We start from the raw sequence: 13,104 nt of genomic DNA, 5'->3' as shown, positions 1-13,104 counted from the left end.
GCGGGAGGGTTCGCGGCCCCGGGCGCGTCCGTCCCGCGTTCGACCCCCGTCGGAACGCAGGACCCCCGAGAGTGGTCAGTGCTGCAGCGTCGGCAGCGTACCGCCGTCGGGCAGCTTTCCCGGAACGGAGGCCGTCGTGGCGACGACCCGGACGATGTCGCCGTAGCGCTGGACGAGGGCGCCGGGCCTCGAGCCCTCGTCCGCGGACACGACGACGCGGTCCCCACGGGCGTCGATGCCGATGCCGTGGACGACGATGCCCTGCGCCCTGAGGACGGGCGAGTCCTGGCGCACCCGCTCGGCGACGCTGACCTTCTCCGCCCAGGTGTGCGAGGCCTCGACGAAGCGCACCGAGCCGCTCGGCATCGCACTGCTGACGAAGGACTCGAGCGCGGCGTCGCGGCGCGTGACGGCGACGACGACCGTGGTGCCGGCCGGGTCCTCGGCGTAGGCGCCGGAGAAGGCGTCCGGCCAGCGGGTCGTCACCGTCGTGGAGGCGGCGTCGAACGCTCGGGTGGCCGGGGTGCTCAGCGTGCCGAAGAACGCCGACAGGTCGCGGGCCGGTGGCATCGGGCTGCCCTTGGCAGTCGGGCCGCCCGGTGGCACGGAGCCCGGCGTCGGGGAGCCCGTCGCACCCGGCGCCAGACCCCGTGCGCCCGAGTCGGCGCCCGTGTCGCTCAGCTGCTCCGGAGCGCCCGCGGCAGACCCCGCCTGGGTGGTCGTGGACGGGCGGCTGCCGGACAGGGCCCAGCCACCGCCGACCACCCCGACGAGCACGACCGCGGCCGCGGTGCCGAGGACGGCGTTGCGGCGCCGGGCGGTCCGGGCCCGGCCACGCAGGAGCGCGCGCTCGGCGAAGAGGTCGTCGCGCGGGGGTTCGAGGTCGTTCGTCATGGCGAGGGCCTTTCGCAGCTCGAGCTCGCCGGGTTCCGGCGTCGAGGCCGGGTCCGGGTCTGCGGCGGGGCCGGGTCGGCGCATCGGGTCCTCGCTCATGTCACGGCTCCTGCCCCCGACAGCGGTGGTTCGGCGAGCCGCTCACGCAGGGCCGCGAGGGCCCGGGAGATCTGGCTCTTGATGGTGCCCTCGGCCACGCCCGTGCACTCGGCGATCTGGGGCACGGTGAGGTCCTCCCAGAACCGCAGCACGAGGACGGCGCGCTGCTTCTCCGGCAGCCCGTGCAGCAGGTCGGTCAGCGTCATCGCGAGCTCACGGTCGTGGTCGCCGGCGGACGGGTGCGACGGCAGCGGCTCGGGAGCCTCGTCGGTGAGCACCTCGCGGCGACGCCTGCGCTGGTCGTTGAGGTAGAGGTTCATCATGGTGCGCCTCGTGTAGGCGGTCTGGGCCCCGTCGGCGATCCGCGGCCAGGCCACGTACACGCGCGCCAGGGCCTCCTGGACGAGCTCGTCGCCGTCGGCCCAGTTGCCGCAGAGCAGGTAGGCGCGCCGGCGCAGCATCGTCTGCCGCTCCTCGACAAAGGTGCGGAACGCCGCCTCGTCCCTCCGTCTCATGTGCTCCCGCCTGGGTCGTCCGTCAGGTCGCTCGTCAGGGTGTCACGGTGTCGTACACCCCATGGACACGCGAGCCCGGCGAAGCGTTGCACGTCGTCGCGACGACGTGGGCCGACGGCGCACCCGGTCGGGTCACGACACCCGGCGCAGGTGCGCCAGGGCGAACATGAGAGCCGCCACGGTCTCGCCGTCGGTGATGCCGCCGTCACGGACGAGGTCGAGCACCTCGGCCACCGGGACCCGGCGCACCCCGTGGATGCCCTCCTCGGCGCGCGTCCGAACACCGGACGACCCGGCGAACCCCGGCGCCGGCCCGAGGCCGGTCGCCAGGAACACCAGCTCGGGAGCCCGGCACACACCGTTGAGCGCGTTCATGATGCCGACGGGGCGCCACTCGCGGGCGGCGAGGCCGGTCTCCTCGGCCAGCTCCCGGCGGGCGGCCGCAAGGGGGTCCTCGCCGTCGGTGCCGCCCGCCGGGACCTCGACGGACCGCCCGACGGTGTGCCGGTCCACCGTGATGAGCACGATCTCGTCGGCGTCGGTCAGGGCGACGACGAAGACCGCCGGGCTCCGCACCTCCACGACGCCGAACACGCCGTCGCCACCGTCCGGGCGCACGACCGCGTCCTCGTGGACCCGGATCCACGCGTTCTCGTAGACGACGCGGGTGTGTCGCACCGGCCAGGTCACGCGGCACCCTCGAGGTGCAGCAGCGTCTGCTTGGCGGGCAGTCCGCCGAGGTAGCCGCCGAGGGCGCCGTCGGACCGGACGACGCGATGGCACGGGACGACGATCGGCAGCGGGTTGGTCGCGCAGGCCGACCCGACGGCGCGGACCGCCTTCGGGCTGCCCGCGGCGGAGGCCACCTGCGCGTAGCTCTCCGTGGACCCGTACGGGATCGCGCCCAGGTGGCGCAGCACCTCGAGCCGGAAGCCGTGCGCGAGACGGAGGTCGACCGGCAGGTCGAAGCTGCGTCGGTTCCCGGCGAAGTACTCGTCGAGCTGGCGGGCGGCGTCGTCGAACCGCTTGGCGTCCTTGAGGATCCGCGACCCGACGCGGGTTCCGAGGGTCTCGAGGACCCGGTCGTGGTCCTCGAGGGCATAGGCGACGCGGACCAGGCCCGCCTCCGTCGCCGCCAGCAGCAACGGGCCGAGGGGCGACTCGACGATGCGGTAGGTGGCGTCGAGGACCGAGGCCGCCGCCGCCCGCTCGACGAGGGCCGCATGGAGCGCGTCGAGCCGGGCCGCGTCGTCACCGGTGGGACGGGTCAGGCGGGCGAGGGTGTGGTCGGGCTCGGTTCCGGGCGTCGGCGAGGTCCGGGCATCCGGAGCTGTCGGGGTCGTCGGGGTCGCCGGGGTCGTCGGGGTCGGCGGGGTCGTCGGGGTCGTCGGGGTCGTCGGGGTCATGGGTCTCACCTCTCCGTGAGGGCGTAGGTCGTGCGCAGCCGGGCGATGCCGTCCGCGGAGGCGCGCCGAGCGGCCGCCGGCGTGCCGCCGACGATGCGCGCGACCTCGGTGTGGGGCAGGCCGGCGACGTGGTGGTAGGCGACGCAGCGTCGTTGCTTGTCCGGCAGCGCCGCCAGCGCAGCCCACAGGCAGTCGTCGGGGAGCGCGGCGTCGGGCTCGTCGCCGCGGGGGGCCGTCGACTCCGGAACCACGGCCACCGGCAGCGCTCGCCGCGCGCCGGCACGGGCGACGTCGAGGGCCTTGCGATGGGCGATGGTGACGAGCCAGGCCCGGACGTTCGCGTCGTCGGGCAGGTCGGGCCAGGCCCGCAGGGCCGCGAGGAACGTCTCGGACCACGCGTCGTCGGCCTCGGCCGGGCCGAGGACGGCGCGGCACACGCGCAGCACGACGGCCCCGTGGTCGGTCACGGCCTGCTCGAACGGTCGCTTCATGCCCTGTAGACGCTCCGGCCCGTGGGTGTGTGAGGTCCCCATTCTGACGGGTTGGGCGGAGGCCCACCTGACCGACGAGGGGGGTCGACGAGGGAGCGCCGTGGACGGCGAGCGGTGAACGAGGACGGGCGGGGGCGTGGGACGGCGCCCTCAGAAGAGGCGGCCCGCGTCGTCGGCGGTCGGCTCCTCGAGCGCGAGGAGGAACCGCTTGCGCGCCAGCCCGCCGGCGTAGCCGACGAGGGAGCCGTCGGCGCCGATGACGCGATGGCACGGCACGACGACGGCGATCGGGTTGCGCCCGTTGGCCGTGCCGACCGCCTGGGCGAGGTTGCGGTCCCCGAGGGCTCGTGCGAGGTCCCCGTAGGAGCGGGTCTGGCCGTAGGGGATCTCGCGCAGCAGCGCCCACACGCGCTGGTGGAAGGCGTCGCCGCGCGGCGCCAGGGGCAGGTCGAACTCGGTCAGCGCCCCGGTGAAGTAGGCGGCGAGCTGGACGGCGGCCGCGGCGAAGGGCTCGTCGGCCGGGTCCGCCGGCTCACCGAGGACGTCCTCGCCGGGGCGGTACTTCGCGGCGTCCATGAGCAGGTGCGTCACGGCGCCGTCCTCGGCGACGACGGTGAGGTCGCCGATGGGCGAGGGGACGACGACGTGCGAGGCGGTCACCGCGTCGCGCCCCCCGAGGGCTTGCCGGTCTCGTGCGCGGCGAGGATGTCCTCGTGGGTCGGGACGGGGAACTCGGCCGGGTAGTCGCCGTACGCGCGCGGGTCCTCGCGGGGCTCGAGGTGGCAGGTCAGCGCGATGTCGCCGAAGTCGCGGTGGACCGTCGCCTCGACCTCCTCGACGAGGTCGTGGCCCTGCCGAACCGTCCAGGCACCGGGGACGAGCACGTGCACCTCGGCGAACCGGTGGTGGCCGGACTCGCGGGTACGCAACGCGTGGAAGTGGACCTCGCGGGTGACGAAACGCGACAGGATCCCGGCGATCGCGGCGTTGTCCTCCTTCGACATCGCGATGTCCATGAGCCCCTCGGTGGACTCGCGGATCAGCTTCCAGCCGGTCCACACGATGTTGAGACCGACGAGGAAGGCGACGACCGGGTCGAGCCGCTCGATGCCGGTGAGGGCGACGACGAGGACGCCGACGATGACTCCCGCCGAGGTCCACACGTCGGTCATGAGGTGCTTGCCGTCGGCCGTGAGCGTGAGCGAGCGGTAGCGCCGACCGGCACGCAGCAGGACGAACGCGACGGCACCGTTGACGACGGAGGCCACGACGGAGACGGCGAGGCCGATGCCGACGTTCTCGATCGGCTGCGGGTGCATGAAGCGGTCGACGGCCGACCACATGATGAGCATCGCGGCGACGAAGATCATGACGCCTTCGATGGCCGCCGAGAAGTACTCGGCCTTGGTGTGCCCGAAGTGGTGGTTCTTGTCGGCCGGCATGGCGGCGACCTTGAGGGCGATGAGCACCGCGACCGCGGCGACGAGGTTGACGACCGACTCGGCGGCGTCGGACAGCAGACCCACCGACCCGGTCAGCCGCCACGCGAGGACCTTGAGCGTGATGGTGACGACCGCTGCCGCGATGGACAGGTACGCGAACCGGCTCAGGTCCCGGGTCTGGAGCCCCCGGCTGGTGTCGGTCGAGGCGGTGGACGCCGAGGGGAGGCTCTCGGGGCGGTCGGGGTCAGCGCTGCTCACGGCTCCAGTGTCGCAAAGCCCACCGACGTCGCGTCCGTCCTGCCGGGGCCCGGACGCGTCGGTGGTGATGGAGAGGGTGATCGGGGTAGGTGTCTGGTGACCGATCGGAGAAAGGAGCCCTCATGGGTACCGAGGACAAGGCACGCAACACCGGCGAGGACCTGAAGGGCAAGGCCAAGGAAGCCGCCGGGAAGGTCACCGACAACGAGCGGCTCGAGGCGGAGGGCGAGAGGGACCAGGCCAAGGCCGACCTCAAGCAGCGGGGCGAGCAGCTGAAGGACGCCGGCGAGGACGTCAAGGACGCCGTCACCGGCGAGCACTGACCCACGGTCCGCCCGACGTCGGGGGCCGGTCCCGCCGGGACCGGCCCCCTGCCGTGCCCGGACGCGCGCCTGCCGTCCGGTCTCACCGGCGCGACTTGGCGTCCCTTGCGTGCGGCTCGGCGGTCGGTGAGAGTCGAGGGGCCGGCACGGTACCCCTGACCGAGAGGTGACGCGATGCGCACGACGACCCTGCCCCCTCCCACCGCCGAGGAGATCGCCTCGTTGGACGCCTGGTGGCGCGCCAGCAACTACCTCACCATCGGCCAGATCTACCTTCAGGCCAACGCCCTGCTCCGCCAGCCGCTCGCGGCCGAGCACATCAAGCCGCGCCTGCTCGGGCACTGGGGCACGAGCCCCGGCCTGTCGTTCGTCTACGCACACGTGTCGCGTCTCGTGCGGCACACCGGCCAGCAGACGATCTACCTCACCGGGCCCGGCCACGGTGGCCCGGCCCTCGTCGCAGCCGGCTACCTCGAGGGCACGTACACCGAGGTGTACCCCCGCGTGACGCAGGACGCCGAGGGGATGCGTCGCCTCTTCCGGCAGTTCTCGGCACCCGGTGGCATCCCGAGCCACGTGTCGGTGACGACGCCCGGGTCGATCCACGAGGGGGGTGAGCTCGGCTACGTCCTCGTCCACGCCTTCGGGGCCGTCATGGACAACCCCGACCTGCTCGCCCTCGCCGTCGTCGGCGACGGCGAGGCCGAGACCGGCCCGCTCGAAGGGTCCTGGAAGGGAATCTCGTTCCTCGACCCGGCCCGCGACGGCGCGGTGCTGCCGGTCCTGCACCTCAACGGGGCCAAGATCGCCGGCCCGACCGTGCTCGGCCGCAAGGACCCCGGCGAGGTGCGCAGCCTCCTCGAGGGGCACGGCTACGAGGTCCTCGAGGTCGAGGGGGCCGACGTGCCCGGGATGCACGAGCGCTTCGCCGCGACCCTCGCGACGGCCTACGAGCGCATCACGACGATCCAGGACGCCGCGCGGGGCCGCGGCTCGGAAGGGGCCGGCACGCGTCCGCGCTGGCCGCTCGTCGTACTCCGCACGCCGAAGGGTTGGACCGGGCCCGTCGAGGTCGACGGCGTCCGGGTCGAGGGCACCTTCCGCGCGCACCAGGTGCCGCTGTCGGGCGTGCGCGACGACCCCGACCACCTGCGCCTCCTCGAGGAGTGGATGCGCTCCTACCGGCCCGAGGAGCTCTTCGACGACACCGGCGCGCCGGTGGACCTCGTCCGGGCGGCCAACCCCGAGGGCGAGCTGCGGATGAGTGCCTCGCCGCACGCCAACGGCGGCCTGCTCACGCAGCCGCTCGACCTGCCCGACTTCCGCGACTTCGCTCGCGACGTCCCGCAGCCGGCCGCGACGCGTGCCGAGTCCACCCGGGCCCTCGGCGAGCTGCTGCGCGAGACCTACCGCCGCAACCCCACGACGTTCCGGCTCTTCTGCCCCGACGAGACGCACAGCAACCGCCTCGACGCCGTGTTCGACGTGGAGAACCGGATGCTGGCCGAACGGGTGGACCCCGGTGACGACCACCTGGCCCATGACGGCCGGGTCATGGAGGTGCTCTCCGAGCACAGCTGCCACGGCTGGCTCGAGGGCTACACGCTGACCGGCCGGCACGGGCTCTTCGCCACGTACGAGGCGTTCGCGATGGTCAGCGCCTCGATGACGGTGCAGCACAGCAAGTGGCTGCAGGAGGCGCGTCGGCTCGACTGGCGCGCTGCGGTGCCGAGCCTCAACATCCTGCTGACCTCGACCGCGTGGCGCAACGACCACAACGGCTTCTCCCACCAGGGCCCCGGCCTCGTGCAGACGGTCCTCAACGCCCGGGGCGAGGTGGCCCGCATCTACCTACCACCCGACGCGAACTGCCTTCTCTCCGTGGCGGACCACTGCCTGCGCTCGCGCAACTACGTCAACTGCATCGTCATCGACAAGCAGCCGCAGCCTCAGTGGCTCACGATCGACGAGGCCGTCGAGCACTGCAGGGTCGGCGCTGGCACGTGGGACTGGGCCGGCACCGACGACGGTGACCGGGACCCCGACATCGTGCTCGCCTGCGCCGGCGACGTCGTGACCATGGAGGTCGTTGCGGCGGCGCACATCCTGCGGGAACGCCTGCCGCAGCTACGGGTTCGGGTCGTCAACGTCGTCGACCTGATGACCCTGTCCCGCCCCCGCAGCCACCCCCACGGCATGGACGACGTGCGCTTCGCGGAGCTGTTCACCGACCACGTCGACGTCGTCTTCGCCTTCCACGGGTACCACGGCGCCATCCACCAGCTCGTCCACGGCCGGCCCGACGCCGACCGGTTCCACGTGCGCGGCTTCAAGGAGGAGGGCACGACGACCACACCCTTCGACATGGTCGTGCGCAACGAGGTCGACCGGTACCACCTCGTCATGGACGCCATCAACAACGCCGGCCGTCAGGTGCGCGGTGCGAGCGACCTCCAGGCCTGGTGCCAGAGGCAGCTGGCGCGGCACGGCGAGTACATCGTCGAGCACCTCGAGGACCTGCCCGAGGTGCGGGACTGGGTCATCTCCCGCCCGCTGGACTACTGACGCCGAGACCTGGGCGGGGCCGAAGGGGTCAGCCGCGCCGCGGGGCGACGACGACCTCCACGCCGTTGGCCCGGAACCGCTCGAGCCGGTCCGGGTCGGCCGACGCGTCGGTGACGAGCGTCCATCGGGACGGCATGACGGCCCACGCGTGGAACGGGGACTGGCCGATCTTGTCCGCGTGCGCGAGGACGTAGGTGTGCTCCGCACGGCTCATCATCAGCTCCTTGAGCCGCGTCTGCTCGAGGTCGGCCTCGCAGATGCCTCGCTCGGCGTGGACGGCGTCGGCCCCCATGAAGGCACGGTCGAACGACAGCCGCTGGACCGCGGCCTCGGCGAGCGGCCCGACGAACGCCTGGCTCAGCGGGCGGAGCCGCCCACCCAGGGCGATGACATCGATGCCGGGGCGCTCGGCGAGGGTCGACATGGCGCTGATGCCGGCTGTGACGACGGTGAGCTCGGTCAGCGACGGGGTGCGGCTCATGGCGTCGGCGAGCGCGCCCGTCGTGGAACCGGCGTCGAGCAGGACCGTCTCTCCGGGCTCGACCTGCGCCGCGGCCCACCGCGCGATGTCGCGCTTGGCCTCGTGCGCCTCGCCGAGCCGCTGCCGCAGCGAGGCCTCAGGGTGGTGCGAGAGGCTCATGACGCCGCCGTAGGTCCGGGCGAGCTTGCCCTGTGCGGTCAGCTTCGCGAGGTCGCGACGGATGGTCGACGGCGTGACGCCCAGCTGGTCCGAGAGGTCCTCGACGCTGGCCAGGCCGCTGGTCGTGGCAAGACGCACGATCTCGCCACGGCGGGTCTGTGCGCTCTGCTTCGCCACGAGCGGCACCTTAGGCGTCGGCGGGCCGCGGCGCCATCTCCGCGCCGAGCCGCAACGCCTCGATCATCGAGCGGTGGTCGGCGATGCCCTTGCCGGCGATGTCGAACGCCGTGCCGTGGTCGACCGAGGTGCGGATGACCGGCAGGCCGATGGTGACGTTGACGCCGGCCTCGAGGCCGAGGACCTTGACCGGCCCGTGGCCCTGGTCGTGGTACATCGCGACGACGAGGTCGTAGTCGCCCCGGCCGGCGAGGAAGAAGAGCGTGTCCGCGGGCAGCGCACCGTGCACGTCGATGCCGTCGGCGCGGCAGGCCTCGACGCCGGGGTTGATCTTTGTCTCCTCCTCGCCGTGGCCGAAGAGCCCGTTCTCACCGGCGTGCGGGTTGATGCCGCAGACGCCGATCTTGGGGTTCGGGGTGCCGGCGTCGACGAGCGCCTTGTGGCCGCGGCGGATGACCCTCTCGACGAGGCCCGGCTCGATGCGCTCGACGGCGTCGAGGAGCCCGATGTGCGTCGTGACGTGGATGACCTTGACCTTCTCGGTCGAGAGCATCATCGACACCTCGGGGGTGCCGGTGAGGTGGGCGAGCAGCTCGGTGTGGCCGGGGAAGACATGGCCACCGGCGTGCAGCGCCTCCTTGTTGAGCGGCGCCGTGCAGATGGCCTGCACCTTGCCGGCCATGGCGAGCTGGGCGGCGACGCGGACGTAGTGGTACGCGGCGTTGCCGGCGACGGCCGACAGCTGCCCGAACGGAAGGTCGGCCGGCAGCATCCCGAGGTCGATGACGTTGATCCGGCCGGTGACCTCCTCGGCCTCCTCCACGTCGTTGACCGTGACGATGTCGACGGCGGCGCCGACGATGTCGGCTGCCTGCTTGAGCCGCAGCGCATCGCCGACGACGACCGTCCGCGCGAGCCCGGAGACCTCGGGCTCGGACAGTGCGCGGACGATGATCTCCGGACCGATGCCGGCGCCATCGCCCATGGTCACGGCGATGCGGGGTAGGACGGGGCTCATCGGTTCTCCTCGGTAGTGGCGCGGGTGCGCGACGGGGGGTGGGGTGAGTCGGTTTCTGGGGGCAGGGATGATGCAGGGCGTGCAGGGAGCGGAGCGGCCGTCGCCAGGAGCTGCTCGGCGACGTGGCGCAGGGCGTCGGCGTCGCCGAAGCTGCCGGGCCGGGTCACGACGACACGGGTGGGTGTCGTGAGGCCGTCGGTGGTGCGACGCAGGCTCACGACGGTGCCGCTGCCGAGCGAGGCGACGACCTCCAGCTCGTCGGTGCCGAGCCGGTCGAGGACGGCGCGTGCCGTCTGGCCGCCGGCGAGGAAGACGGCGTCGAAGCCGTCCGCGACGGCGGCGACGGCGTCGGCGAGCGCTGCCACGATGCGGGTGGATGCGGTGGGGTCGGGGTGGGCGGCCGGGTCCACCGCGACGAGGGCGAGGCCCTCGCGTCCGAGCGCCTCCACCTCGCTCCGCACGGCGGCCGGGTCGGACAGGAGCATCGTCGGGTCGACGAGCAGCTGGCTCGTCGCCAGGGGGCTGACCTCGTCGAGCTGCGCCGCGACGGTGTCCGTGCGGGTGCCGAGCACCATGAGCAGCGAGCCGACGTGGGGGAGCCCAGGGAACGACCCGGGCCTGGCCGACGCGTCCGGGCGCGACGCCTCCGCCGGTGCCCCGTCCCCTCCGGGCCCCGGAAGGGCGCGCACCGCGGCGGCGGTCAGGGCACCGGAACCGACGAGCAGCGGCGTGCCGAACGCGGTCTGTGCCGCGGCCACGACGGCATCGAGGTCGGCGTCGTACCGGGCGTCGCAGACGGGGGCGCAGCCTTCGGCGACGGCCTGCCGCAGCGCGTCCGCCAGAGTCGCCACCTCGCCGCGGACGGCGTCGAGCGGCACGAGGGCCGTGCGCATCGTGCGCAACGCCTCGGCGATGCTCGTCGGTGGCGGGGTGGGTTCGACCGCCCAGAGCGTCGTCTCGTGCAACGGCGCACCGCCGACGTGGAGGACGCCGCCCGTGACCGTCCGTCCGAGGGCCGGGTTGGCGACGGCGATGACCGGCGTGCGGCCCAGACGCTCGGCGAGCGCCGCGACCTCGGCCGCGACGTTGCCGCGCAGGAGCGAGTCGACCTTCTGGACCACGACGCAAGCACCGGACACGAGATCGCCTGCGGCCCGGACTCGGTCGCGGGCGGCTGCGTCGTCGAGGGTACGCGCGTCCGTGTCGACGACGACGACACGGGCCGACCCGTCAGCGACGGCGGCGGCCGTCGTCGTGCCGTCGGTCGTCGCCAGGAGGCGGAGCGGAACACTGCGCGAAACGCGCAAGAGTCCGTGCGCAGCGCACTCGGCGGCACCGCTGAGGTCGTCGGCGACGACGGCGAGCTCCGGCGTGCTTCGCATCGTGCCTCCCGTCCTCCGAATGTCGGAAAAGTTCTTGTGAGACAAGGCTTCGGGCGTCCCTGCCCCTCGTTGAGCCAAGCGTCCGCGACCATCTCGCCCGGCGGGGGAGCGGCTGGTGCAGCGAGGCTTGCTCGTGAAAATTGACGGTACAGGTCTTGCGCATTTCGCGCAATGGTGCGACGGTTGGGTCATCCCGAACGGCGCACAACGCGCAGTTGCGGTCTCGGCCAACTCAACGAGGAGTCCAGATGCCCCACACGCCAGCACCGCTTCCCCAGCCCGACCAGCCGGTGCGCGAGGTCTCCCGCCGGTCGATGCTGAAGTTCGCGTCCCTCGCGGGCGCCGGGGCGCTCCTCGCCCCCGCGATCGCGGCGTGCGCGGGCCCGAAGTCGGCGACGAACGCGAGCACCGGTGGTGCCGCCGCCGCGGGAGGCAAGCTGAGCATCCTGCTCAACCGCAACCTCGTCAGCCTGGACAACAAGCTGAACCAGTACGACGCGGCGGTCACGGTCCAGCGTGCGGTGCGCGAGGCCCTCACCAAGATCGGTGACGACCTCAAGCCCGAGCTCGTCCTGGCCGAGTCGTTCGAGCAGACCAAGCCCACGGAGTGGACCGTCAAGCTGCGCAGCGGGATCCACTACTCCGACAAGTCCCCGGTCACCGTGGAGGACGTCGAGACCGCCCTCAAGCTCTACTTCCAGGTGCCGGCCGGCTACGTCGCCTCCCAGTTCCCCGAGCAGCCGACCTTCAGCAAGGTCGACGACAAGACCTTCACGCTGACGACCAAGGTCCCCGTCGTCTCCCTCAACTCGCTGATGTCGAACATCCTCATCACGCCGGCCAAGGACAACAAGGCCGAGGAGCTGTCGACCGGCCTCGGCACGGGCCCGTTCGTCATCGCCTCGGCCGACACCGGCACCGGCACGTACCGCCTCACCCGCAACGAGAACTACTGGGGCGAGAAGGCCAAGCTCGAGGAGGTCAACGTCTCCTACCAGGAGGAGGAGGGCGCGCGCGTCATCGCCATCACCTCCGGCCAGGCAGACGTCATCGACACCATCACGCCCGAGTCCGCGGCCTCGCTCAAGACGAACGCCGACGTCGACGTCATCGAGACGCCCGGCACCCGCCTGATCCACCTCTTCTACAACTTCCGCAAGCCCGCCGGCCACCCCCTCGCCGACCCGAAGGTCCGCGAGGCGCTGACCTACGCGATCGACCACGACTCGCTCATCAAGGCCCTCATGAACGGCCAGGTCAGCTCGGCCGAGGGCGTCGTGCCCAAGACTCTCGCGGGCTACGCCAAGACCGGCGAGTACGTGTACGACCCGGCCAAGGCCAAGAAGATGCTGGCCGACGCGGGGGTCTCCGACCTCAAGCTGACTTTCATCTGGGAGGACTCCGAGTTCGCCGGCGCCTCGCGCGTCCTCGAGGCCATCTCGCAGATGCTCGCCGCCGTCGGCGTCACGGCCACCCTGAAGATGATCCCGAAGGGCGGCGAGATCAACGCCTGGCGCCGTGGCGAGGCGGGAGACTGGGACGTGCTCGCGAACGGCTACGGCAACCAGACCGGCCTGGCCCTGACCAACCTCGTCGGCCAGTACGGCGGCACGCCCGCCAAGGAGAAGACCAAGGACACCTACCAGGGCTACGTCTTCCCCGACATCGTCGCCATCCTCGACCAGGCCGGTGCCGAGGCCGACGAGACGAAGCGCGACGAGCTGCTCAAGCAGGCCCAGGAGAAGATCTGGGCCACGTGGCCGGCCCTGTGGGCCTGGACGCCGAACAACGTCCTCGCCAAGCGCAAGCGCGTCACCACGCTCAAGCTGCGCGCCATCAACTCCTACGACCTCGGGTCCGTCACCGTCTCCGCGTGACGCGCCCCACCTGCAGG

Annotated in this window: 13 protein-coding genes; 3 read left to right on the top strand and 10 right to left on the bottom strand. The window is 72.5% G+C overall.

Annotated elements, in window-relative coordinates; all coding sequences use genetic code 11:
- Window positions 1–75: 75 nt before the first annotated feature.
- The 7 genes from AC1VM9_RS05105 to AC1VM9_RS05075 form a co-directional block, all read right to left on the bottom strand.
- The gene (locus tag AC1VM9_RS05105) at window positions 76–993 is read right to left on the bottom strand and encodes a hypothetical protein (protein ID WP_483121536.1); all 918 of its coding nucleotides are present in this window, start codon (window positions 991–993) and stop codon (window positions 76–78) included.
- Window positions 990–1,508 carry a SigE family RNA polymerase sigma factor gene (locus tag AC1VM9_RS05100; RefSeq protein WP_481342591.1) on the bottom strand — a complete coding sequence of 173 codons (519 nt, stop codon included), beginning with the start codon at window positions 1,506–1,508 and terminating at the stop codon, window positions 990–992. Before AC1VM9_RS05100 ends, AC1VM9_RS05105 begins: the two co-directional genes overlap by 4 nt.
- A gap of 132 nt (window positions 1,509–1,640) precedes the next feature.
- Entirely contained in the window at window positions 1,641–2,198 is a 558-nt protein-coding gene (locus AC1VM9_RS05095) for an NUDIX domain-containing protein (protein WP_483121535.1), read from the bottom strand.
- A complete protein-coding gene (locus tag AC1VM9_RS05090; RefSeq protein ID WP_483121534.1) occupies window positions 2,195–2,914 on the bottom strand; it encodes a methylated-DNA--[protein]-cysteine S-methyltransferase in 720 nt (239 codons plus the stop codon). Before AC1VM9_RS05090 ends, AC1VM9_RS05095 begins: the two co-directional genes overlap by 4 nt.
- A 5-nt stretch (window positions 2,915–2,919) precedes the next feature.
- Window positions 2,920–3,405, bottom strand: a complete 486-nt coding sequence (locus AC1VM9_RS05085) for an RNA polymerase sigma factor (RefSeq protein ID WP_483121533.1) — start codon at window positions 3,403–3,405, stop codon at window positions 2,920–2,922.
- A gap of 150 nt (window positions 3,406–3,555) precedes the next feature.
- A complete protein-coding gene (locus AC1VM9_RS05080) occupies window positions 3,556–4,065 on the bottom strand; it encodes a methylated-DNA--[protein]-cysteine S-methyltransferase (RefSeq protein WP_481342595.1) in 510 nt (169 codons plus the stop codon).
- A complete protein-coding gene (locus AC1VM9_RS05075; protein ID WP_483121532.1) occupies window positions 4,062–5,105 on the bottom strand; it encodes a cation diffusion facilitator family transporter in 1,044 nt (347 codons plus the stop codon). Before AC1VM9_RS05075 ends, AC1VM9_RS05080 begins: the two co-directional genes overlap by 4 nt.
- A 122-nt stretch (window positions 5,106–5,227) precedes the next feature.
- Between AC1VM9_RS05075 and AC1VM9_RS05070 the strand changes: the two genes are divergently transcribed.
- Both AC1VM9_RS05070 and AC1VM9_RS05065 read left to right on the top strand, forming a co-directional pair.
- Window positions 5,228–5,428, top strand: coding sequence for a CsbD family protein (locus AC1VM9_RS05070; RefSeq protein ID WP_481342597.1), 201 nt, complete (start codon window positions 5,228–5,230; stop codon window positions 5,426–5,428).
- A 174-nt stretch (window positions 5,429–5,602) separates the two neighbouring features.
- A complete protein-coding gene (locus AC1VM9_RS05065) occupies window positions 5,603–7,993 on the top strand; it encodes a phosphoketolase family protein (RefSeq protein ID WP_483121529.1) in 2,391 nt (796 codons plus the stop codon).
- A gap of 28 nt (window positions 7,994–8,021) precedes the next feature.
- Here the strand turns inward: AC1VM9_RS05065 and AC1VM9_RS05060 are convergent, their stop codons facing one another.
- From AC1VM9_RS05060 to AC1VM9_RS05050, 3 genes are read right to left on the bottom strand one after another with little or no spacing between them, the layout of a single operon-like run.
- Entirely contained in the window at window positions 8,022–8,810 is a 789-nt protein-coding gene (locus tag AC1VM9_RS05060) for a DeoR/GlpR family DNA-binding transcription regulator (RefSeq protein WP_481342599.1), read from the bottom strand.
- 10 nt (window positions 8,811–8,820) lie between these two features.
- Window positions 8,821–9,828: a 4-hydroxythreonine-4-phosphate dehydrogenase PdxA gene (pdxA, locus tag AC1VM9_RS05055; RefSeq protein WP_481342600.1), complete on the bottom strand. Its 1,008-nt coding sequence runs from the start codon at window positions 9,826–9,828 to the stop codon at window positions 8,821–8,823.
- On the bottom strand, window positions 9,825–11,210 hold the full coding sequence (locus tag AC1VM9_RS05050) for a four-carbon acid sugar kinase family protein (RefSeq protein WP_481345950.1): 1,386 nt from the start codon (window positions 11,208–11,210) through the stop codon (window positions 9,825–9,827). The genes pdxA and AC1VM9_RS05050 overlap by 4 nt, the downstream gene beginning before the upstream one ends.
- A 248-nt stretch (window positions 11,211–11,458) precedes the next feature.
- Between AC1VM9_RS05050 and AC1VM9_RS05045 the strand changes: the two genes are divergently transcribed.
- Window positions 11,459–13,087, top strand: coding sequence for an ABC transporter substrate-binding protein (locus tag AC1VM9_RS05045; protein WP_483121526.1), 1,629 nt, complete (start codon window positions 11,459–11,461; stop codon window positions 13,085–13,087).
- The last annotated feature ends 17 nt before the right edge of the window (window positions 13,088–13,104 follow it).

This window comes from Monashia sp. HAY1-11D (assembly GCF_056868035.1).
The sequence above is the reverse complement of the archived record's forward strand: the minus strand, read 5'-3'. Positions and strand labels throughout refer to the sequence as shown.

Coding starts and splice junctions, on each gene's coding strand:
- AC1VM9_RS05105 (WP_483121536.1), bottom strand. CDS start 993: ATGAGCGAGGACCCGATGCGCCGACCCGGCCCCGCCGCAGACCCGGAC.
- AC1VM9_RS05100 (WP_481342591.1), bottom strand. CDS start 1,508: ATGAGACGGAGGGACGAGGCGGCGTTCCGCACCTTTGTCGAGGAGCGG.
- AC1VM9_RS05090 (WP_483121534.1), bottom strand. CDS start 2,914: ATGACCCCGACGACCCCGACGACCCCGACGACCCCGCCGACCCCGACG.
- AC1VM9_RS05085 (WP_483121533.1), bottom strand. CDS start 3,405: ATGAAGCGACCGTTCGAGCAGGCCGTGACCGACCACGGGGCCGTCGTG.
- AC1VM9_RS05070 (WP_481342597.1), top strand. CDS start 5,228: ATGGGTACCGAGGACAAGGCACGCAACACCGGCGAGGACCTGAAGGGC.
- AC1VM9_RS05065 (WP_483121529.1), top strand. CDS start 5,603: ATGCGCACGACGACCCTGCCCCCTCCCACCGCCGAGGAGATCGCCTCG.
- pdxA (WP_481342600.1), bottom strand. CDS start 9,828: ATGAGCCCCGTCCTACCCCGCATCGCCGTGACCATGGGCGATGGCGCC.
- AC1VM9_RS05050 (WP_481345950.1), bottom strand. CDS start 11,210: ATGCGAAGCACGCCGGAGCTCGCCGTCGTCGCCGACGACCTCAGCGGT.
- AC1VM9_RS05045 (WP_483121526.1), top strand. CDS start 11,459: ATGCCCCACACGCCAGCACCGCTTCCCCAGCCCGACCAGCCGGTGCGC.